Origin of the sequence: Terrabacter sp. 2YAF2 (assembly GCF_052114705.1) — a bacterium.
Classification (GTDB): Bacteria; Actinomycetota; Actinomycetes; order Actinomycetales; family Dermatophilaceae; genus Terrabacter.
In genome coordinates this window covers 53962-74314 of the sequence record NZ_JBFRFG010000004.1, presented here as the reverse complement: position 1 = coordinate 74314, position 20353 = coordinate 53962, and the positions used below count along the sequence as shown (strand labels likewise).

Genomic DNA, 20353 nt, shown 5'->3' with positions numbered 1-20353 from the left:
TCAGCTCTCGCTGTCGGCGTGGTGCCGTTCGCCGGGAGCCACGAGGTCCTGGAGGCGGTCCTCCTGCTCGGTCGTGGTGATGAAGAGCAGCTCGTCGCCGGCCTCGATCGCGTCGTCCGGCGTCGGAGCGAGCGGACGCTCCTCGCGGATGATCGCGACGAGCACGGTGTCGGTGGGCCAGTCGACGTCGCCGACGCGCCGGCCGGCGAACGGACTGCCCTCGGGGAGAGTGATCTCGACCATCGAGGCGCGGCCCTGCTGGAACTCGAAGATGCGCACGAGGTCGCCGATGCTCACGGCCTCCTCGATGAGCGCCGTCATGAGCCGGGGGGTCGACACCGCGACGTCGACGCCCCACGACTCGTCGAACATCCACTCGTTCTTCGGGTTGTTGACCCGGGCGACCGTCCGCGGCACGCCGAACTCCGTCTTGGCCAGCAGGGAGAGCACGAGGTTGGCCTTGTCGTCACCGGTGGCGGCGACGCACACGTCCGACTCCTCGAGCCGCGCCTCCTCGAGGGCGGCGAGCTCACAGGCGTCCGCGAGCAGCCACGACGCCTCGGGCACACGTGAGGCCTGGACGTCGTCGGCGTCCTTGTCGATGAGCAGGACCTGGTGCCCGTTTCCGAGCAGCTCACGGGCGATGGAGCGGCCGACGCTTCCGGCTCCGGCGATGACGACGCGCATGGGGGTTTCTTCTCCTGAGCCGGTCAGTGGGGGGCCGGGGCCTGGTCGCAGAGCCGCTCGACACGAGCGAGGTCGTCGCGGGGGACGGTGAGGTGGACGAGGTCGCCCTGCTGCACGACCATGTCGGGGCGGGGGAGGGTGCCCTCCCCGAGCCGGGTGACGTAGGCGACGCGGGCGCCGGTCTGCTCCTCGACCTCGGTGAGGTGCCGACCGACCCAGGCCTCGGCCAGCGGCACCTCCGCGATGACGATCTTGCCGCTCGGGTCGGTGAGCTCGGGGACGGCGCCCTGGGGCAGCAGCCGCTGGATCATCTGGTCGGACGTCCACCGCACGGTGGCGACGGTCGGGATGCCGAGCCGCTGGTAGACCATGGCGCGCTGCGGGTCGTAGATCCGGGCGGCGACGTGCTCGACCCCGAACGTCTCGCGCGCCACGCGGGCCGCGAGGATGTTGGAGTTGTCGCCGCTGCTCACGGCGGCGAAGGCGTAGGCGTCCCGGATGCCCGCTGCCACGAGGGTGTCTCGGTCGAAGCCGATGCCCGTGACGGTCTGGCCCTCGAAGGAGGTGCCGAGCCGACGGAAGGCCGACGCGTCGGCGTCGATGATGGCGACGTCGTGACCGCCTCGGCCCAGGGTGCGGGCGAGGGTCGACCCGACGCGGCCGCATCCCATGATGACGAAGTGCACGGACGCGACGCTACACCGTGACGGCATACGTTCTCGGGCAGGTTCCGTGGCGGCGGCGAGCGGGCCTGAGCGGGTCGGTGCGTCGTCACGATCCGGCATACAGTGTCGTCGTGCCCGGTACCGGATCGCTGTTCAAGCGCCTCCTCCTCGGCCGCGCGATGCGCAGCGACAAGCTCGGGGAGACGCTGTTGCCCAAGCGGCTCGCGTTGCCGATCTTCGCGAGCGACGCGCTGTCGTCGGTGGCCTACGCCCCCGACGAGATCCTGCTCATGCTCGGTCTGGCCGGTGGCGCCTTCGTCGCTTCGCACAGCTGGCAGATCACCGTGGCCGTCGTCCTCGTCATGGTGGTCGTCGTCGCGTCGTACCGCCAGAACGTCCACGCCTACCCCTCGGGGGGTGGCGACTACGAGGTGGCGACGGTCAACCTCGGGCCTCGTGCTGGACTCACCGTCGCAAGCGCCCTGCTCGTCGACTACGTCCTGACGGTCGCGGTGTCGATCTCCTCCGGTGTGCAGAACGCCGCCACGGTGCTGGGGTTCGTCCGCGGTCACGAAGTCATCGTGGCCGTGGCCCTGATCGCGTTCCTCACGGCCATGAACCTGCGCGGCGTGCGCGAGTCGGGCAAGGCTTTCGCCGTCCCCGTCTACGCCTTCATGCTCGCCATCATCGGCATGGGCATCTACGGCATCATCCAGCACTTCGCCAGCACGTTGGCCCCCGCCGCGAGCGCCCCCCTCACCCTCAAGCCGGAAGAGGGCCAGGGCCTCACCGGCCTCGCTGCCGCCTTCCTGCTGCTGCGGGCCTTCTCGTCCGGCTGCGCTGCCCTGACAGGTGTCGAGGCGATCTCCAACGGCGTGCCTGCCTTCAAGAAACCCAAGAGCGACAACGCCGCGGCGACCCTGCTGCTCATGGGCGCGCTCTCGGTCACCATGCTCGGGTCGATCATCGTGCTCAGCCAGTGGACCGGGATCAAGATCGCCGACAACCCTGCCACCCAGCTCTACCGGGACGGCAAGCCGGTCGGCGACTCCTACGTGCAGCAGACGGTGATCGGTCAGCTCTCCGAGGCGGTCTTCGCCAACTTCCACCTCGGCGTCATCTTCGTCTCGATCGTCACCGGCCTGATCCTCGTCCTCGCCGCCAACACCGCCTTCAACGGGTTCCCGGTCCTCGGCTCGATCCTCGCGCGGGACGGATACCTGCCCCGCCAGATGCACACCCGCGGCGACCGGCTCGCCTTCAGCAACGGCATCCTCATCCTGGCCGGGGCGGCCATCGTCCTCGTCATTGTCTTCAAGGCCGAGGTCACCGCGCTGATCCAGCTCTACATCGTCGGGGTGTTCGTCTCCTTCACGACGAGCCAGATCGGCATGGTGCGGCACTGGACGCGCAACCTCACGCTCGAGCGCGATGCCAAGGAGCGGGCGCGGATGCAGCGCTCCCGCGTCATCAACGCGGTCGGTGCGGCGATGTCGGGGATCGTGCTCGTCGTCGTGCTCCTCACGAAGTTCCAGGCCGGCGCGAAGTACGCCATCCTCGCGATGGTCGTGCTCTTCGTGCTCATGCTCGGCATCAAGAAGCACTACAACCGCGTGCGGGACGAGCTCGCCATCGACTGGGACGTCGAGCGCCCGCTGCTGCCGAGCCACGTCCACGCCATCGTCTGCATCTCGAAGGTGCACAAGCCCACGATGCGCGCACTCGCATACGCCCGTGCGAGCCGACCGTCCTACCTCGAGGCCGTCACGGTCGACGTCGACCCCGATGAGACCCAGTCCCTGCTCGACGAGTGGGACCAGCGAGAGATCCCGGTGCCGCTGAAGGTCCTGTCGTCGCCCTACCGCCAGATCACCAAGCCGATCCTCGACTACGTCCGCTCGATCCGCAGCGGCAACCCGCGCGACATCGTCACGGTCTACCTCCCGGAGTACGTCCTCGGGAAGTGGTGGGAGCAGGTGCTGCACAACCAGAGCGCCCTGCGGCTCAAGGCCCGCCTGCTCTTCACGCCGGGCGTCATGGTCGTCAGCGTGCCGTGGCAGCTCCAGTCCTCCGAGGGCGCCGAGCGTGACTGGATCGACGAGCCGCCGATCAGCGGGTCCGTGCGCGGCGGGGCGCTGTGAGCGGGCGCCAGACCCGCGAGCGCGCTGCCGGTGGTGAGTCGCTCGTCGGCCGGGAGTGGACCGTCGAGGTCGGGCCGGTGGCCCATGGAGGACACTGCGTGGCGCGCCACGAGGGCCAGGTCGTCTTCGTGCGCCACACGCTGCCCGGCGAGCGCGTCGTCGCGCGGGTCACCGAGGGACGGGTGGGCGACAGCTTCGTGCGCGCCGACGCCGTCGAGGTGCTCGAGGCGGCTCCGGGCCGCGTCCCCGCCCCGTGCCCGTATGCCGCCCCGGGCCTCTGCGGTGGGTGCGACTTCCAGCACGCGTCCCTCGAGACGCAGCGCGCGCTCAAGGCGGCGGTCGTGAGGGAGCAGTTCGCGCGGATCGCCGGCCTCGAGGTCGAGGTGGACGTGCGGCCCGTGCCGGGCGACGAGGACGGTCTGCGGTGGCGCACCCGCGTCGAGTTCGCCGTCGACCAGTCTGGTCGTGCCGGCCTGCGGCGGCACCGATCCCGCGACATCGTGCGGGTCGACGACTGCCTCATCGCCACCCGGGCAGTCATCGACTCCGGCGTTCTCGACACCGAGTGGCCCGACGTCGAGTCGGTCGATGTCGTCGACGCCGCCCATCCGGACGAGCCGGTGCTCGTCCCGCTGCCCGCACCCGATGGTGCGAGCGCCGGTGGTGGGCTCGTGGGCGAGCTCGCCCGGGACGGCGACTGGGAGGGCGAGTACGTCGTGGCTGCCCGTGGCTTCTGGCAGGTCCACCCGGGCGCGGCCTCGACCTTCCTTTCCCGGGTCACGGCCCTGCTCGAGGCGCGCCCCGGTGACCGCGTGATCGACCTGTATGCCGGCTCGGGCCTGTTCACGATGCGTCTCGGCGAGCTCGTCGCACCCGACGGCTTCGTCCTCGGAGTCGAGGGGGACCGGGTGGCGGTGGAGAACGGGAACGTCAACACCGAGCACCTCGACAACGTCGAGTGGCGCGCCAACCGGGTCGACCGCGAGCTGCGGTCGCTCGTCGGACAGGACGTCACCGCCGACCTCGCGGTGCTCGACCCGCCGCGCACGGGGGCGGGCAAGGACGTCATGGGTCTGCTCGCCCGGATGGCTCCACGCCGGGTCGTCTATGTCGCGTGCGATCCCTCGGCGCTCGCGCGCGACGTCAAGGCCGCTGCGACACACGGCTACGGGCTCGTCTCGCTGGAGGCCTGGGACGCGTTCCCGATGACGCACCACGTCGAGTGCATCGCCGTCCTGGAGCCTCGGGAGGGCTGACGACGCGGCTGCGTCACGGGCACGAGACGATGTCGTCATGTCGTTCAGCTATCCCGTCGCCGTGAAGTTCTCAGAGATCGATCTCGCCGGTGTCGTCTTCAACTCGCACTACCTGACGTGGTGCGAGGACGCGAAGATGGCTTTCCTCGAGAGCGTCGGGTACGGCCCCTACTGGTTCACCGAGCACGGCCGGCTGGGGCTCGTGCGCCACGCAGAGATCGACTGGGTCGCGAGCCTCAAGCCGCTCGACCGTGCCGACATCCGGGTGTCCGTCGAGCGGCTCGGCACCTCCTCGTTCACGCTCCGCCACGAGATCTGGCGGGCCGGCGCGCACCCCGTGCGGACGGCCACGTGCGTCATCACGTACGTCTGGTTCGACACCGCTGCGGGGGCCAAAGCTCCGTTGGACTCAGGGTTCCGAGAAGCTCTCCTCGGGCACCAGTGACTGTCGGCGCCTCGTACTAGTGTTCGAACATGGCAAAGGGGACGGATTCGGTCGAGGCCCAACGGGTCTCTGCCGGTGCTGTGCTCGAGGTGCTGACGGGCGTGCCCGCTGACGTCTTCGACGCCTTGCGGCCGGCCGCCCAGGCTGCCGTGGTGGCCCGCATCGTGCCGGATCGTCTGCGCACCCTGGACGTGGCGAGTGCCGAGGCGGTCATCGCCGTCGCGCAGCGAGCCGTCAATGCCTTGGGCGCCATCCAGGAGCTGGCCCTTGCGGCCTGTGTCCGCCGGGAGGAGCTCGATCTCACCGAACTCGACGGCGACTGGTCCGACGGGTCCGAGCACCGTCCGTCCGCGATCAAGATGGTCGCCTCGAGTGTCGCGCCCCTTCTGCGGTCGACGCCGCGCGGCGCGGAGGCGCGGGTGGGGGACGCCCTCTGCCTCGTCGACGAGCTGCCGCGCACGCTGGCCCTGGCGCTCGACGGGCAGCTGGACCGTAGGCAGACGGGCGTCATCGTGGATCACGCCCAGCTCGTCGCCATGGGCGCGCGGCCCCTCTTCGACGCCGCCGTGACCTCCGTGCCCGAGATGCCGACGCTGACTCCGGGTCGGCTGCGGGTCGTCTGCGAGCGGGTCGCCGTGGCCGTCGACCCGGAGGCGGTCGAGCGACGCGCGAAGCTCGGCCTGCGTGACCGCTTCGTACGGGTCGAGTCGAGCCCGGCGTCGACCCCGGCATGGCGTGGTGGAAGGCATCGATCCCCTCCTTCGCCTCGATGCAGGCGTGGGCCGCGATCGACGAGCTCGCGCACGAGTACGTCAGGGCTGACCCCTCCCGCTCGATCGACCAGGCGCGCGCCGACGCCTTCGTCGACCTCCTGCTCGGCAGCGCGCATGTCTCGACCACCGTGGAGCTCGTGGTGCCCACCTTCGTCGGCACCCCGAAGGACGCCGCCGCTGGGACCACGGACAACGGCACGTATGGCCCCACGGCCCCTTCGCCTGCTCCGGCGGCTGCGCCTGCTCCGGCGGCTGCGCCTGCTCCGGCGGCTGCGCCTGTTCCCGCGGCTGCTCCTGCGTCAACCGGGTCAGTTTGCGCCGGAGAGGCCCGGGTCGGCGCGGCGGGCCATCGCGAGGGCACGGGGGAGTCCTATGGGCTGCAGCACGTCGTCGGGCCCTTGCTCGCGCCGGAGCACGCTGTCGCATCAGAGCTCTTCGGACAGGGATGCGTGGGCCTCGGCGGCGTCCTCGAGGAGTCGGCTGCGCACCTGATCGTGCTCCGGCAGCACGAAGCCGCTGAGCAGGGATGGGAACGGCTGGCTGCGAGCATGCTCGAGCGCCAGGGACTCCACCCGGGACGGTGGCGACCGCCCCAGCTGGGCGTCCGAGATGCGCGCGCGGGATGGATCCTCTCGACCGCACTGGTCGAGGTGCTGACCGACCCGGACGTCGTGCTGCGCCTGACGCGCGCTGATGCGCTCACGGGTGTCACCGTCGCCAGAGATCCGCTGCTGTACCGGCCCAACGCCGCTCTGGCGCAACGCGTGCGGGATCGGGATCGCACGTGCCGCTTTCCCGGCTGCGGCGTCGCAGCCCGGCGGTGCGACCTCGACCACGTCGTGCCCTACCCGGACGGTTCCACGGCTGAGGAGAACCTCGTCTCCCTCTGCCGCACGCACCACGGGTTCAAGCATCACTCCGGGTGGCTGCTCACGATGGACGCGGCCGGTACGTGCACGTGGACGTCGCCGACCGGGCGGTCCTACGTCACCCGCCCCGCTGACGTCCGTCTGACCGCCGCCTGACTCCCATCAGAAGAAGGGCGTTGTCGTCCACAGCCGCTGGATGGGCCGAACAGCGACCGTGACGCGGCCGCGGTGCTAGCGTCGAGCGACGTGCTGGGCACGACGCGGAGGCGACATGGACGCGTTCATGAGGTTCGACGGCATCGAGGGTGGCAGCCAGAGCAAGGACCACCAAGGCGCCGTGGACGTGCTGTCGTGGAGCTGGGGGGTGACGGCCCAGGGCGGAGACGCCGGGGGTGGGGCCGGTGGTTGGGGTGGAGTCGGTCGAGCCCGCGCCCACGAGTTCCGCATCGTGCACCACTACGACCTCGCGTCGCCGCACCTCGCCTCCTTCGCCGCCAGCGGCAAGCACCTCAAGGAGGCCACCCTCGACGTCGCCAGACCGGGTGCCCGCGCACCCTTCCTCACCGTGACGATGAAGGACCTCGTCGTGACCGAGGTGCTCGTTTCGGGTGACGACGACACGGTTGACGAGGAGGTCGCCCTGCAACCCGCCCGGATCCGTTTCGACTATGCCGAGCCCGGATCGAGCGGAGGCTCGACAGGTCGCACCTCGAGCGTCACGTGGGACATCCGATCCAACAAGGTGGGCTGAAGGCCACACCGCGGACGGGCAGGCTGCTGCGGGTCGCTCAAGAGCAGACAGCGGGCCGAGCAACGGCGAGGATGGGCGGGTAGGGAGGGACTGACAGGGACGGACCTGTGTGGTTAGATATATCTTGACGTCAAGATAAATCGAGCACCGTGACATCAGTGTTGCTGGAAGGAGCCCGACGTGGGCAGTGTTGACAGCTTCAAGGCCAAGGGGACCCTCGAGGTCGGGGATCAGTCCTACGAGATCTACCGGCTCGCAGGGGTCGACGGACAGGAGACCCTGCCGTACAGCCTCAAGGTCCTCCTGGAGAACCTCCTGCGCACCGAGGACGGCGCGAACATCACCGCCGACCACATCCGCGCCATCGGCTCGTGGGACGAGAACGCCGAGCCGTCCACGGAGATCCAGTTCACGCCCGCGCGCGTGATCATGCAGGACTTCACCGGCGTGCCGTGCGTCGTCGACCTCGCCACGATGCGCGAGGCCGTCGCCGACCTCGGTGGTGACCCGGCGCGGATCAACCCGCTCGCCCCGGCCGAGCTCGTCATCGACCACTCCGTCATCATCGACGTCTTCGGCCGCGCCGACGCCTTCGAGCGCAACGTCGAGATCGAGTACCAGCGCAACCGCGAGCGCTACCAGTTCCTGCGTTGGGGCCAGACGGCGTTCGACGACTTCAAGGTCGTCCCGCCGGGCACCGGCATCGTCCACCAGGTCAACATCGAGCACCTCGCCCGCACCGTCATGGTGCGCGACGGCGTCGCCTACCCCGACACCTGCGTCGGCACCGACTCGCACACGACAATGGTCAACGGCCTCGGCGTGCTCGGCTGGGGCGTCGGCGGCATCGAGGCCGAGGCGGCCATGCTGGGCCAGCCCGTCTCGATGCTCATCCCGCGCGTCGTGGGCTTCAAGCTGAGCGGCGCCATCCCGACCGCCGCCACGGCGACCGACGTCGTCCTCACGATCACCGAGATGCTGCGCAAGCACGGTGTCGTCGGCAAGTTCGTCGAGTTCTACGGCGAGGGCGTCTCGCAGGTGCCGCTCGCCAACCGCGCCACCATCGGCAACATGAGCCCCGAGTTCGGCTCGACGTGCGCGATCTTCCCGATCGACGAGGTCACGCTCGACTACCTGCGCCTCACCGGCCGCTCCGACGAGCAGGTCGCCCTCGTCGAGGCGTACGCCAAGGAGCAGGGCATGTGGCTCAAGGCCGGTCCCGACCAGCCCGAGTCCCGCTACAGCGAGTACCTCGAGCTCGACCTGTCGACCGTCGTCCCCTCGATCGCCGGCCCGAAGCGTCCGCAGGACCGCATCGCGCTCACCGACGCCAAGGAGGCCTTCCGCAAGGTGCTGCCGACCTACGTCGCGCACGACGAGGGCGACTCGGGCAACGCCGAGTCCTTCCCGGCCAGCGACCCCGGCATCGACGACGGTGGCGACAAGCCGTCCGACGGGGCCACCAACGGCCGCCCGACGAACAAGGTCTCGGTCACCGACGCCGATGGACGCGAGTTCGAGATCGACCACGGCATCGTCTCGATCGCCTCGATCACGAGCTGCACCAACACGTCCAACCCGTCGGTGATGATGGCGGCCGCGATGCTCGCCAAGAACGCCGTCGAGAAGGGCCTGTCGGTCGCACCGTGGGTCAAGACGTCGATGGCCCCGGGCTCCAAGGTCGTCACCGGCTACTACGACAAGGCCGGGATGTGGCCCTACCTCGAGAAGCTCGGCTTCCACCTCGTCGGCTACGGCTGCACGACGTGCATCGGCAACTCGGGCCCGCTCAACGAGGAGATCTCCAAGGCGATCAACGACAACGACCTCGCCGTCACGTCGGTCCTCTCGGGCAACCGCAACTTCGAGGGTCGCATCAACCCCGACGTCAAGATGAACTACCTCGCGAGCCCGCCGCTCGTCATCGCCTACGCCCTCGCCGGGACGATGGACTTCGACTTCGAGTCGCAGCCCCTGGGGCAGGACGCCGACGGCAACGACGTCTTCCTCGAGGACATCTGGCCGGCTCCGGCCGACGTCGAGCGCACCATCGCGGCCTCGATCAGCCAGGAGATGTTCACCGAGGACTACGCCGACGTCTTCGCCGGCGACGAGCGCTGGCAGTCGCTGCCGACCCCAGAGGGCGACACGTTCGCGTGGGACGGCGAGTCGACGTACGTGCGCAAGCCCCCGTACTTCGACGGCATGTCGATGGACACGACGCCGGTCGCCGACATCGAGGGTGCGCGCGTGCTCGCCAAGCTCGGCGACTCCGTGACGACCGACCACATCAGCCCCGCCGGCGCCATCAAGAACGACAGCCCGGCCGGCAAGTACCTCGCCGAGCACGGCATCGAGCGCAAGGACTTCAACTCCTACGGCTCGCGCCGCGGCAACCACGAGGTCATGATCCGTGGCACGTTCGCCAACATCCGCCTGAAGAACCTCCTCCTCGACGGCGTCGAGGGCGGCTTCACGCGCGACTTCACCCAGGGCGGGGAGCAGACGACGATCTACGACGCCGCGCAGAGCTACGCCGCTGCCGGCACCCCGCTCGTCATCCTCTCGGGCAAGGAGTACGGCTCGGGAAGCTCGCGCGACTGGGCCGCCAAGGGCACGAGCCTGCTCGGGGTCAAGGCCGTCATCGCCGAGAGCTACGAGCGCATCCACCGCTCCAACCTCATCGGCATGGGCGTCATCCCGCTCCAGTACCCCGCCGGCCAGAACGCCGACTCGCTCGGGCTCGTCGGCACCGAGACGTTCTCGATCACGGGCATCACCGCCCTCAACGAGGGCACGACGCCGAAGACGGTCAAGGTCGTCGCGACCAGGGAGTCGGGCGAGACGGTCGAGTTCGACGCCGTGGTCCGCATCGACACCCCCGGTGAGGCCGACTACTACCGCAACGGCGGCATCCTCCAGTACGTCCTGCGGTCGCTCGTCAACAGCTGACCCGCGCTGCCCGAAGGGCCCCGCACGCCGCTCCACGCGGTGTGCGGGGCCCGTCGCCGTTCCCCACCGCTGTCGTATGCCGTCCGCCCGGGTCGGTCGCAACCTCGCCCCTCCGGGACGGCACGCCCCGACCCGGCCGGACGGCATACGCACTCGGATGGCATGCTCGTCGCGTGACTGAGCGCCATGCCCTTCTGACTGCCTGGGAGACCGGCTTCGACTGGTCTCCTTCGCGCGACGTCGTCTATGCGGACGCCCATGTCGACGAGGCCGAGCAGGTCACCTACGCCGCGCGTGCCTGGGAGTCTCCTATCGTCGAGTCGCCTTTTGCGGCAACGGAGCTCATCCCGTCGTGGAATGCGCGCACCCCGGCAGGCACGTGGCTGCACGTCGAGGGTCGGGTCGCCGACGAGTCGGGCTGGACACCGTGGTTCACCTTCGCGCGCTGGGCCGAGGACGACCCGGCGGGGGAGTCCCCGATCACGCGCACGACGGTGCGCGACCAGCACTTCGACTCCGGACACGTCGAGACGGACACGTGGCTCGCTGCGTCCGGTCACGGGTTCGACCGCTGGCAGCTGAGACTGACCGCCCTCGCCATTCCGCGACACGAGATCGCTTGGCCCACAGTCACCCTCGTCGCCGGTGCCGCGTCGCGCTTCGACATCACGGCCGACGAGCCGACGAGTGCCCCGGGCGTCGGCCGCGGGCACGAGGTCGAGGTCCCGCCGCACTCGCAGCGCCTTCACGTCGACACGTTTCCCGCGTGGGACAACGGCGGCCAGTCGTGGTGCTCACCGACGTCGACGACGATGCTGCTCGAGCACTGGGGGCACGCCCCGGGGCGCGAGGAGGTGGCCTGGGTCGGGCACGCGGTCGACCCGGAGGTGGTCCACGGCGTGCGCCGCGTCTTCGACCGCTCCTACGGCGGCGCCGGCAACTGGGCCTTCAACACGGCCTACGCCGGGGCGCGGGGGCTGCGGGCCTACGTGACCCGGCTGCGGGACCTCACCGAGGCCGAGGCGTTCCTGGCGGCGGGTGTCCCTCTCGTCGTGTCGGTGACCTTCGGGGAGGACGAGCTCGACGGCGCCGGCTACGACACGAACGGTCACCTGCTGACGATCATCGGGTTCACCCCCGAGGGTGACGTCGTGTCCAACGACCCCAACTCGCACCGCGTCGCGAGCAACGACCACGTGCGCGCGGTCTACCGGCGCGACCAGTTCGAGCGGGTCTGGCTGGGGTCCGACGGCGGGCTCGCCTACGTGATGCACCCGACTCGAATGGCACTGCCGACCCCGCCCGCGGAGGCCAACTGGGTGTGAGTCCCGCGGGATGCGCGTGCATTTCTTGCGCTTGATGCTCGGATGACGAAGATTTTGCACACCCATGACCCTTCCGACGCGCGCGCGGGTGTTGACTGGCCGCGCCCAGCCCGACCGGAAGGTGTGCCATGTCGCAATCCCCCCTCCCTGCCGGTGGCTCGCCCAGCCGCCGCACCCTCCTCGGCTCCGCCGCGGGACTCACCCTGGTCGGCGCCGCCGGCACGCCATCAGCCGGCGCGGTGGGAGCGCCCAGCTCCTTCGACACGAGTGGTCGCCACGTCTCCTACCGTGAGTGGAGCGGACGAGACCTCTGCCCGAGCCGCTTCACCGATCGGCGCGACTACGTCGACCCGTTCGACGACACCGCCACGTCGCGCTCCTACGACGTCGCCACCTGGGTCTCCCCCGTCGTGCGTCCCGGTTTCGGGCTGACCGAGCTCGTCGCCTCGTGGAATGCCGACACGCCGGGCGGGTCATGGGTCGAGGTCTCGGTGCGGGGACGCAGCGGCGGCGTGGCCACCAAGGAGTACGTCCTGGGTCGCTGGTGCCGCTACGACCCCGCTCAGGGAGGTGGCATCCACCGCACGTCGGTGAACGGCCAGGGCGACACCGTCGCCACGGTCTACACCGACACCCTGGCGACCCGATCCGGGCACGTCCTCGACGAGTGGCAGCTCGTCGTCCGGCTGATGCGCCCCACCGGCACGCGGCACGCGCCCCGGCTGCGGTCGGTCGGCGCGATGGCCTCGGCCCTGCCCGACGCGCCGCGAGTCCCGCGCAGCCCCAACGGCCGCGCTCACGGCCGAGTCCTGGACGTGCCGACCTTCTCCCAGGAGAAGCACATCGGCCACTTCCCCCAGTGGGACAACGGGGGAGAGGCCTGGTGCTCGCCGACGTCGACCTCGATGGTCCTTGCCTACTGGGGCGCCGGACCGCGCCGCGACGAGACGGCCTGGGTGACCGAGGCGCTGCCCTCCGAGACCGACCCGCAGGTCGACTTCGCCGCGCGGAACGTCTACGACTACACCTACGACGGATGCGGCAACTGGCCGTTCAACGCGGCCTACGCCGCCACACGGCCACGGATGCGGGCGTTCGTCACCCGGCTCCGGTCGCTGACCGAGGCCGAGGAGTTCATCGCCGCAGGCATCCCGCTCGTGACGTCCGTCTCCTTCAAGAAGGGAGAGCTCGACGGTGCGGGCTACGGCACGAACGGCCACCTCATGGTCGTCGTCGGTTTCACCCGCGCCGGCGACGTCGTGTGCAACGACCCCGCCTCGCACCTGCTGCGCGACAACGCCCAGGTGCGCGTCCTCTACGACCGGGAGCAGTTCGAGAACGTGTGGGTGCCGCACAGCGGTGGCATCGTCTACGTCATCCACCCGGAGCGGCACCGCCTGCCGCGGGCGCCCCGCCACGAGCCCAACTGGTGACGTCCTGCCTCGTCGCCAACTGAGCACTCGACGACAGGGACGTGGGCACTCGAGGGTTCTGGGCCCTCGGCGGGTCAGCGGCCGAGGCCGGAGCGCGGGTCCCGGTCGGTGACGCAGTAGAGCGCGCCGGCCGGGTCGCGCAGGGTGGTCCAGCCCGAGTGGCGGGCCACGACCGTCGCGCCCAGGCGTTCGTGCCGGGCCACCTCGGTGGGCCGGTCGTCAGAGGCGAGGTCGAGGTGGCCGGTCACCGGCACCGTCGCAGCCTCGCCGAGCCGCTGGAGCAGCAGCCGGATCGGGATGCCGTCCGGACGAACGAGGTGACGGAACTCGGGTCGGCTCACCGAGCGGCGCACGGGCCATCCCGTCAGCTGGGACCAGAAGACGCATTCGGTGTCATAGGCCGCCGGGGGGATGTCGAGACACACCTGGTCGACGACGCTCTCGTGCTGCTGCGGCCAGCGCGTCGGCCACGGACGTCGGGTGAGAACCTCGTGCACGAAGCAGAAGACGAAGCCGCCGGGGGAGCGCAGCACGACGAAACCGTCATCGGACCGTTCCGCGACGGCCGCTCCCAGTCCCTCGGCGCGAGCAGCGGAGTCAACCACCGACGCCACGTGCAGGTCGAGATGGAGGCCAGGCCTGCCCGGTCCGGTTGCTCCGGTCCGCTGGATCTTCAGGAACGGGTCGCCGACCGGTGGGAGCAGCGTGGTGAACTCGGCGTGGTCCCCGCGGGGTGGCGACACGGCATACGCCGTCACCGCCGACCAGAAGCGGGTGCCCGCCTCGTGGACGTCCGGCGGCAGGTCGAGGAGGGCCGTCACCCAGCTGACCGTCGTCATGATCCGAGACTAGGCGAGGCAGACTGGGTGCATGCCGACTCCGACGCCCCCGGTCCAGCACGGGCAGACCCCTCCCGGGTGGCCGCCGGGCGTGCCGCCGGCCCACACGCCGGGCTGGGAGGAGCGCGCCGTGCTGTGGCTGCTCGACCAGTGCCCTCCGGACTACCGGGCGTATGCCGGGTGGCGGCGTCACCCCATCGCCCTCGCCTGGCTGGCCGGCCGGCACATCGACGGCCAGGTCGTCGCGATGCGCGACGCGTGGCGCGAGGCCCGCGTCGCGATCGGTCCGCACGTCCCGGCGGAAGCGCTGACCGAGATCCTCGGTCAGATCGAGGCCGAGGGGATCCGGCTGCTCGCCGCCTCGCGGTCGGCGCGGCTGCTGCACGAGGCCCTTCAGGGCAAGGTGTTCGCGCCCCGACTGTGAGAATGGTGTGACGAGGTCGACAGCGTCCCGTATGGAGCGTTGGGCCCCCTCGGACGTTGACCCGTAGACTCGACCGACCCACCTGCGTGGGCGAAGGACCGACCGAGAGGACGACGCAGCGTGGCCCTGCTGGAGACGATCACGAGCCCCGCGGCACTCAAGGCGCTGCCGGCGGACCAGCTTCCGGCCCTCGCGGAGGAGATCCGCACCTTCCTCGTCACCGAGGTCTCCAAGACCGGTGGACACCTCGGACCCAACCTCGGCGTCGTCGAGCTGACGATCGCGCTGCACCGGGTCTTCGACTCCCCGCACGACACGTTCGTCTTCGACACCGGTCACCAGTCCTACGTGCACAAGCTGCTCACCGGTCGCCAGGACTTCAGCAAGCTGAAGAAGAAGGGCGGGCTCTCCGGCTACCCGAGCCGCGCCGAGTCCGAGCACGACGTCGTCGAGAACTCCCACGCCTCGACCGCGCTCTCCTGGGCCGACGGCATCGCCAAGGGCCGGCGCCTGAGCGGCGAGAGCGACCGGCACACCGTCGCGGTCATCGGCGACGGCGCCCTGACCGGCGGCATGGCCTGGGAGGCGATCAACAACATCGCTGTCGACAAGACCCTGCCGCTCGTCATCGTCGTCAACGACAACGAGCGCTCCTACGCCCCCACCATCGGCGGCCTCGCCGACCACCTCGCGACCCTGCGCACGACCCGCGGCTACGAGCGGTTCCTCGACTGGGGCAAGCGGTCGCTCGCCCGGACGCCGGTCGTCGGCGGCGCGATGTTCGAGACGCTCCACGGCGTCAAGAAGGGCATCAAGGACATCGTCGCGCCGCAGGGCATGTTCGAGGACCTCGGGCTGAAGTACCTCGGCCCCGTCGACGGCCACGACGAGCCGGCGGTCGAGCGGGCGCTGCGCAAGGCCAGGGACTTCGGTGGTCCGGTCATCGTCCACGTCATCACCCAGAAGGGCCGCGGCTACCAGCCGGCCATCGACGACGAGGCCGACCAGTTCCACGGCGTCGGCAAGTTCAACCCGGAGACGGGACTGCCGTTCGAGGTCTCCGGGCGCATCTGGACCGACGAGTTCAACGAGGAGATGGTGGCGATCGGACGCGATCGTCCCGATGTCGTCGCGCTCACCGCCGCCATGCTCATCCCCGTCGGCCTGGACGGCTTCGCCGTCGCTTACCCCGACAGGGTCTTCGACGTCGGCATCGCCGAGCAGCACGCCGTGACCATGGCGTCGGGGCTCGCCTTCTCGGGTCTGCACCCGGTCGTCGCCGTCTACGCCACGTTCCTCAACCGCGCCTTCGACCAGCTGCTCATGGACTGCGCCCTGCACAAGGCCGGCGTCACCGTCATCCTCGACCGCGCCGGAGTCACGGGCAGCGACGGCGCGTCGCACAACGGCATGTGGGACATGACGCTGACCTCCATCGTGCCGGGGCTGCGCCTCGCCGCGCCGCGCGACGGTGAGCAGGTGCGCAAGCAGCTGCGCGAGGCCGTGGACGTGTCCGACGGCCCGACGGTCATCCGCTTCCCGAAGGGTGACGTCGCCGACCCGCTGACGGCGGTGCGCTCCATCGGTGACGTCGACGTGCTCTTCGAGAATGCCGGGGACGAGGTCGACCTTCTCGTCGTCGGCGTCGGCGCCTTCGCCGGGCTCGCCACCGAGGCGGGCGAGAAGATCGCGGCCCACGGCCGCACCGTGCGGGTCATCGACCCGCGCTGGGTGATCCCGGTCAGTGACGACGTCGTCGCGCTCGCCCGCCGTGCCGGCGCCGTCGCCGTGGTCGAGGACAACCTCGTCAGCGGCGGTGTCGGGGCAGCCGTCACGCTCGCCCTGCGCGAGGCCGACGTCGACGTGCGGGTGCACACCTACGGCATACCGAAGCGCTTCCTCGAGCACGCGTCTCGCGGGCAGATCCTCGAGGAGCTCGGCCTGACCGCCGACCAGCTCGTGCTCGACCTCGAGCCGAGGCTCTGAGGCCGCCGCGCCCGCGAAGCTCCCGTCGCGCCCCGGACGGAGCGTGCACAGGGCGGTTGCCTACGATCGAGGGATGCAGCTTCGAGACGCAGCAGACGTGACGACGGCCCCCATCGCAGCCCTCGGGCTGGTCGGCGGCTACGTCGCCGCCCGCGAGACCGGCATCCGTCCCCTGGGGGGCGTCGTGCTCGGCGCAGCCGGGCTGTATGCCGGGCGCACCTGGCTGGCCAAGGCGGGGGCTCCGACCACCGCCGGACTCGCAGCGCTCTACCTCGGTGGTTTCGGCGCCTCCCACCCGCTGGCCAAGAAGATCGGTGCCTGGCCGTCCGTCCTCACCGTTGCCGCGGTCAGCGCGGTCGCCTCGTGGGCTGTCGCCGACCGGCGCCGCTGAGGCGCGCGAACGCTCAGTCGCCGGGCCTCAACCCGCCGAGGCGACGGATGAGGGCGTTGGCGTCGCCGACCGGCCCGAGGTGGACGAGCTTGTCAGGGTTGACCACCGCGCGGACGCCCGCAACCTGACCGCCCCGGACGTCGAGAGCCCAGACGGCGAGCAGCCGGCCCTCGACGAGAAACATCGCGCCCGGGTCGCCGTTGACCTCGGTGAGCCGGATCTCCATCTCGGGCAGGCGGCGCAGCGCGCGCAGCCAGTTGGTGAGGGTGTGCGCAACCCGACTCCGGCCGCGCTGCGAGCGCGCGAGCGAGGGCGCCTTGCCCCCACCGTCTCCGACGAGCTCGACGTCGTGGGCCAGCAGGGACTCGAGCCCGGCGAGGTCACCAGTCCGGGCCGCGGTGAAGAAGCGGCTCGCCAGCTCGGTCTGCTGCTCTGGAGTCGTGGTGAACCGGGGCCGCCGGTTCTCAACGTGTCGTCGCGCGCGCACCGCGAGCTGGCGCACGTTGGCCTCGCCCTTGCCGACGATCGTCGCGACCTCGTCGTAGCCGTAGCCGAACACGTCATGGAGCAGCAGGACCGCGCGCTGCTCCGGCGACAGGCTCTCCAGCAGCACGAGCAGCGCCATCGACAGGGAGTCGGCGGTCTCCGCGGCGCGAGCCGGGTCCTGACCCGCACCCTGCCCGTCGGTGAGGATCGGCTCGGGGAGCCAGGCACCGACGTAGCGCTCCCGGCGCACGCGCGCGGACCGGAGCTCGTCCATCGCGAGGCGGGTCGTCACGGTGGCCGTGAACGCCCGAGGGGAGGCGAGCTGCTCGCCCGACTGGAGGGCCCGATGAACACGCAGCAGCGCCTCCTGGACGACGTCCTCCGCCTCGGTGACGCTCCCCAGCATCCGGTACGCGATCCCGAAGGCCACGGGCCGCAGGGCCGCCAGCAGCTGCTCCCGGTCGGGGGCCGCTGCCGGCGAGCCCGTCTCGTCGGTCACGCCGGCGCACCGCTCTCGGCGCGCGCCTGGGCGCCCAGCTCGCGGAAGCCATCACGCCACGTCGCGTGCGCGGGGGCCCAGCCCAGCTCGCGCCGGGCCTTGGCGTTGGACGCGCCCCGCAGCTCGGTCATCATCACCGCGCCAGTCTCGCCCGCCAGGAGCCGTCCGACCAGCCGCGGCACGCGCATCGGTGCCTTGGCCCCCAGCGACTCGGCGAGGATCGGAAGCCACGTCGCCACGGTCGCGGGTTCGTCGTCGACGACGTTGTAGACGCCCGGCCCGCCGCGCTCGACGGCAGCCACCGTCGCGTCGGCAGCGTCGGCGATGTGGATGAACGACCACACCCCGCCGCCGTCACCGACGATCGGGAACTTCCGCCGCCGGACGGCTTCGGTCTGCTCGCCGTCCGGGCCGAGCGAGGTGTGCGGGCCGTAGAAGCCGCCGTACCTCAGCACGAGGCCCTGCGTCCACGAGGCGGCGAGCACCTGGTCCTCCACGTAGCGGATGGCGCCCACGGTCTGCTCCATCCCGGGCGGCGGCACGGTGCCGAACGGGTCGTCCTCGGTCTTCACGCCGCCGCCAACGCGGTCATAGCCGGCGAAGAAGCTCTGGGCGACGAACCGCCCCACCCCGGCCGCCCGGGCCGCGGAGAGCAGGTGGTCCGTGCCTTCGGTCCGCAGCCGGTTGGTCTGGGCGAAGGCGCGGTCGAAGTGCCGCATGTCCATCGGCCCGATCGACGTCAGCTCGTGCACCACGACCTCCGGGCGCGCCGTGGCCACGGCCCGCGCCACCTGCTCGGGGTCCAGCGCGTCAGCCACCACCGGCGCCGCTCCGAGCTCCTGCAGGAGGGCCCGCTTCGACTCGCTGCGCGTCATACCGTGGACCTCGTGCCCGGCTCGTACCAGACGCGGCACCAGCTGTCGCCCCATCGCACCCGTCGCTCCTGCCACCAGAACCCTCATCACGTGCTCCTTCGCTCGTTTCGTGCCTACACCCATCAAGACGGGACAGCAGCCCGTCCTGTGACACTCGGCGCGAAAGACATGCCGTGGAGGGTGGCGGATAGCCACATGCAGGCGGCGTCTTTGTGGTGGCAGGTCCCACCGTCGGCCGTTCGAGCCTGAACTACTTTCGCCGAAACGGTTGGGCGTCAACGAATCTCGTTGCAGCAAAGGCGCGAGCGCCCGCCAGAGGTGGAGGACTTCGGTGTCCAAGCGGTGGAGTTTCGCGCTCGCGAGCGTCATGATCACGCTGTCCGTCGCGGCCTGCGGGTCGCCCGGCCAGCCTGGGGCACCAGCCGGCGGCAACGGCACGGCCGGCGCCTCCGGTGGTTCCGGCGCCCCGTACAAGGTGGGCCTCGTCTACTCCAAGTCCGGACCGCTCGCGAGCTACGGCAAGCAGTACCGGCAGGGACTCACGGCCGGCATCGACTACGCGACGAAGGGAACCGGCGCCGTTGCCGGTCACACCATCCAGATCACCGAGCAGGACGACGCCGGCGACCCGGCGAAGGCCGTCGCCTCGGCCACCGACCTCATCGGTCAGGGCAACACGATCATCGCCGGTTCGACCTCGAGCGGTGTGGCGCTGCAGGTGGCCCCGCTGGCGAAGGACAACAAGGTCCTCTTCATCTCCGGTCCGGCCGCTGCCGACGCCGTCACGGGCGCCAACCGCTACACCTTCCGGTCGGGACGCCAGACCTACCAGGACGTCGCGACGGCCGGCACCATGCTGGGCGACGTCAAGGGCAAGAAGGTCACGGTGCTCGCGCAGGACAGCGCCTTCGGCAAGGCCAACGTCGCGGCGGTCACGGCGGTCCTCGGCGCCAAGGGCGCCACGGTCAGCTCCGTCGAGGTGCCGGCGGCCGCGACGGACCTCACCCCGTTCGCCACCAAGGTCAAGGGCGGCACCCCCGACCTGCTGTTCGTCGCCTGGGCCGGTGCCAACGCCACGGCAATGTGGACGACCCTCGGTCAGCAGGGCGTCTTCGACTCCACGAAGGTCGTCACCGGTCTCGACATCAAGGCGACGCATGCCCTCTTCGGCGAGGTCGCGACGAAGATCAACTTCCTCTCGCACTTCTTCGAGGGCGCGGCCGACAACGCGGCCTACCAGGCTCTGGACGCAGGACTGAAGAAGCAGGGCGCCACGGTCGACCTGTTCACCAACGACGGTTTCGTCGCGGGCCAGATGATCGTGCACGCGCTCGAGTCCGGCGGTGGCAACGTCGACAAGATGGTGAGCTCCCTCGAGGGCTGGAAGTTCGACGGCCCGAAGGGCTCGCTCGAGATCCGCGCCGAGGACCACGCCCTGCTCCAGCCGATGTTCACGGCCACGCTGAAGAAGGACGGCAGCAACGTCGTACCGCAGCTCGGCGACACGCTGCAGGCGTCGGCCGTCGCTCCGCCGGTCACGCCCTTCAAGTGATCGG

General features: G+C 70.6%; 17 protein-coding genes and 1 pseudogene. 13 read left to right on the top strand and 5 right to left on the bottom strand.

Annotated elements, in window-relative coordinates:
• Positions 1 to 687, bottom strand: a complete 687-nt coding sequence (locus AB4030_RS05700; protein ID WP_442278228.1) for a potassium channel family protein — start codon at positions 685 to 687, stop codon at positions 1 to 3.
• Between the two features lie 23 nt (positions 688 to 710).
• Positions 711 to 1373: a potassium channel family protein gene (locus AB4030_RS05695; protein ID WP_442278227.1), complete on the bottom strand. Its 663-nt coding sequence runs from the start codon at positions 1371 to 1373 to the stop codon at positions 711 to 713.
• 158 nt (positions 1374 to 1531) lie between these two features.
• Between AB4030_RS05695 and AB4030_RS05690 the strand changes: the two genes are divergently transcribed.
• The 9 genes and pseudogenes from AB4030_RS05690 (at position 1532) to AB4030_RS05650 (ending at position 13297) form a co-directional block, all read left to right on the top strand.
• Complete coding sequence (locus AB4030_RS05690) at positions 1532 to 3493, top strand: APC family permease (protein ID WP_442278398.1); 1962 nt, start codon at positions 1532 to 1534, stop codon at positions 3491 to 3493.
• Positions 3490 to 4749, top strand: a complete 1260-nt coding sequence (locus AB4030_RS05685; protein WP_442278226.1) for a class I SAM-dependent RNA methyltransferase — start codon at positions 3490 to 3492, stop codon at positions 4747 to 4749. Before AB4030_RS05690 ends, AB4030_RS05685 begins: the two co-directional genes overlap by 4 nt.
• 37 nt (positions 4750 to 4786) lie before the next feature.
• Positions 4787 to 5194, top strand: coding sequence for an acyl-CoA thioesterase (locus AB4030_RS05680; protein WP_442278225.1), 408 nt, complete (start codon positions 4787 to 4789; stop codon positions 5192 to 5194).
• 29 nt (positions 5195 to 5223) lie between these two features.
• A pseudogene (locus AB4030_RS05675) lies at positions 5224 to 5886 on the top strand (DUF222 domain-containing protein); the annotation flags it as partial.
• Positions 5887 to 5924: 38 nt separating this feature from the next.
• Complete coding sequence (locus AB4030_RS05670) at positions 5925 to 6992, top strand: HNH endonuclease signature motif containing protein (RefSeq protein ID WP_442278401.1); 1068 nt, start codon at positions 5925 to 5927, stop codon at positions 6990 to 6992.
• 115 nt (positions 6993 to 7107) lie between these two features.
• Positions 7108 to 7587, top strand: a complete 480-nt coding sequence (locus AB4030_RS05665) for an Hcp family type VI secretion system effector (RefSeq protein WP_442278224.1) — start codon at positions 7108 to 7110, stop codon at positions 7585 to 7587.
• A 180-nt stretch (positions 7588 to 7767) separates the two neighbouring features.
• Positions 7768 to 10539 (top strand): aconitate hydratase AcnA, encoded by a 2772-nt coding sequence (gene acnA / locus AB4030_RS05660; RefSeq protein ID WP_442278223.1) that lies wholly within the window; start codon positions 7768 to 7770, stop codon positions 10537 to 10539.
• Between the two features lie 173 nt (positions 10540 to 10712).
• Positions 10713 to 11864 carry a peptidase C39 family protein gene (locus tag AB4030_RS05655; RefSeq protein ID WP_442278222.1) on the top strand — a complete coding sequence of 384 codons (1152 nt, stop codon included), beginning with the start codon at positions 10713 to 10715 and terminating at the stop codon, positions 11862 to 11864.
• 128 nt (positions 11865 to 11992) lie between these two features.
• Positions 11993 to 13297: a peptidase C39 family protein gene (locus AB4030_RS05650; protein ID WP_442278221.1), complete on the top strand. Its 1305-nt coding sequence runs from the start codon at positions 11993 to 11995 to the stop codon at positions 13295 to 13297.
• Positions 13298 to 13371: 74 nt separating this feature from the next.
• Here AB4030_RS05650 and AB4030_RS05645 read toward each other — a convergent pair whose 3' ends face one another.
• A complete protein-coding gene (locus tag AB4030_RS05645; protein WP_442278220.1) occupies positions 13372 to 14136 on the bottom strand; it encodes a VOC family protein in 765 nt (254 codons plus the stop codon).
• Between the two features lie 31 nt (positions 14137 to 14167).
• Between AB4030_RS05645 and AB4030_RS05640 the strand changes: the two genes are divergently transcribed.
• The 3 genes from AB4030_RS05640 (at position 14168) to AB4030_RS05630 (ending at position 16937) form a co-directional block, all read left to right on the top strand.
• Entirely contained in the window at positions 14168 to 14560 is a 393-nt protein-coding gene (locus AB4030_RS05640) for a hypothetical protein (RefSeq protein ID WP_442278219.1), read from the top strand.
• Between the two features lie 120 nt (positions 14561 to 14680).
• Positions 14681 to 16546 (top strand): 1-deoxy-D-xylulose-5-phosphate synthase, encoded by a 1866-nt coding sequence (gene dxs, locus AB4030_RS05635; protein ID WP_442278218.1) that lies wholly within the window; start codon positions 14681 to 14683, stop codon positions 16544 to 16546.
• Positions 16547 to 16619: 73 nt separating this feature from the next.
• Entirely contained in the window at positions 16620 to 16937 is a 318-nt protein-coding gene (locus AB4030_RS05630) for a hypothetical protein (RefSeq protein WP_442278217.1), read from the top strand.
• Positions 16938 to 16950: 13 nt separating this feature from the next.
• On the opposite strand, the gene sigJ is transcribed toward AB4030_RS05630, so the two are convergent.
• Positions 16951 to 17922: an RNA polymerase sigma factor SigJ gene (sigJ, locus tag AB4030_RS05625; RefSeq protein ID WP_442278216.1), complete on the bottom strand. Its 972-nt coding sequence runs from the start codon at positions 17920 to 17922 to the stop codon at positions 16951 to 16953.
• Positions 17919 to 18884: an NAD-dependent epimerase/dehydratase family protein gene (locus tag AB4030_RS05620; protein ID WP_442278215.1), complete on the bottom strand. Its 966-nt coding sequence runs from the start codon at positions 18882 to 18884 to the stop codon at positions 17919 to 17921. Before AB4030_RS05620 ends, sigJ begins: the two co-directional genes overlap by 4 nt.
• Positions 18885 to 19128: 244 nt before the next feature.
• Here AB4030_RS05620 and AB4030_RS05615 point away from each other — a divergent pair, with 244 nt between their 5' ends.
• Positions 19129 to 20349: a substrate-binding domain-containing protein gene (locus AB4030_RS05615; RefSeq protein WP_442278214.1), complete on the top strand. Its 1221-nt coding sequence runs from the start codon at positions 19129 to 19131 to the stop codon at positions 20347 to 20349.
• Positions 20350 to 20353: the final 4 nt, after the last annotated feature.

What these genes read in the sequence shown, in the direction of transcription:
- AB4030_RS05700 (WP_442278228.1), bottom strand. Translation starts at nt 687, where the DNA reads ATGCGCGTCGTCATCGCCGGAGCCGGAAGCGTCGGCCGCTCCATCGCC.
- AB4030_RS05690 (WP_442278398.1), top strand. Translation starts at nt 1,532, where the DNA reads ATGCGCAGCGACAAGCTCGGGGAGACGCTGTTGCCCAAGCGGCTCGCG.
- AB4030_RS05680 (WP_442278225.1), top strand. Translation starts at nt 4,787, where the DNA reads ATGTCGTTCAGCTATCCCGTCGCCGTGAAGTTCTCAGAGATCGATCTC.
- AB4030_RS05670 (WP_442278401.1), top strand. Translation starts at nt 5,925, where the DNA reads ATGGCGTGGTGGAAGGCATCGATCCCCTCCTTCGCCTCGATGCAGGCG.
- AB4030_RS05665 (WP_442278224.1), top strand. Translation starts at nt 7,108, where the DNA reads ATGGACGCGTTCATGAGGTTCGACGGCATCGAGGGTGGCAGCCAGAGC.
- AB4030_RS05650 (WP_442278221.1), top strand. Translation starts at nt 11,993, where the DNA reads ATGTCGCAATCCCCCCTCCCTGCCGGTGGCTCGCCCAGCCGCCGCACC.
- AB4030_RS05645 (WP_442278220.1), bottom strand. Translation starts at nt 14,136, where the DNA reads ATGACGACGGTCAGCTGGGTGACGGCCCTCCTCGACCTGCCGCCGGAC.
- AB4030_RS05640 (WP_442278219.1), top strand. Translation starts at nt 14,168, where the DNA reads ATGCCGACTCCGACGCCCCCGGTCCAGCACGGGCAGACCCCTCCCGGG.
- AB4030_RS05630 (WP_442278217.1), top strand. Translation starts at nt 16,620, where the DNA reads ATGCAGCTTCGAGACGCAGCAGACGTGACGACGGCCCCCATCGCAGCC.
- AB4030_RS05620 (WP_442278215.1), bottom strand. Translation starts at nt 18,884, where the DNA reads ATGAGGGTTCTGGTGGCAGGAGCGACGGGTGCGATGGGGCGACAGCTG.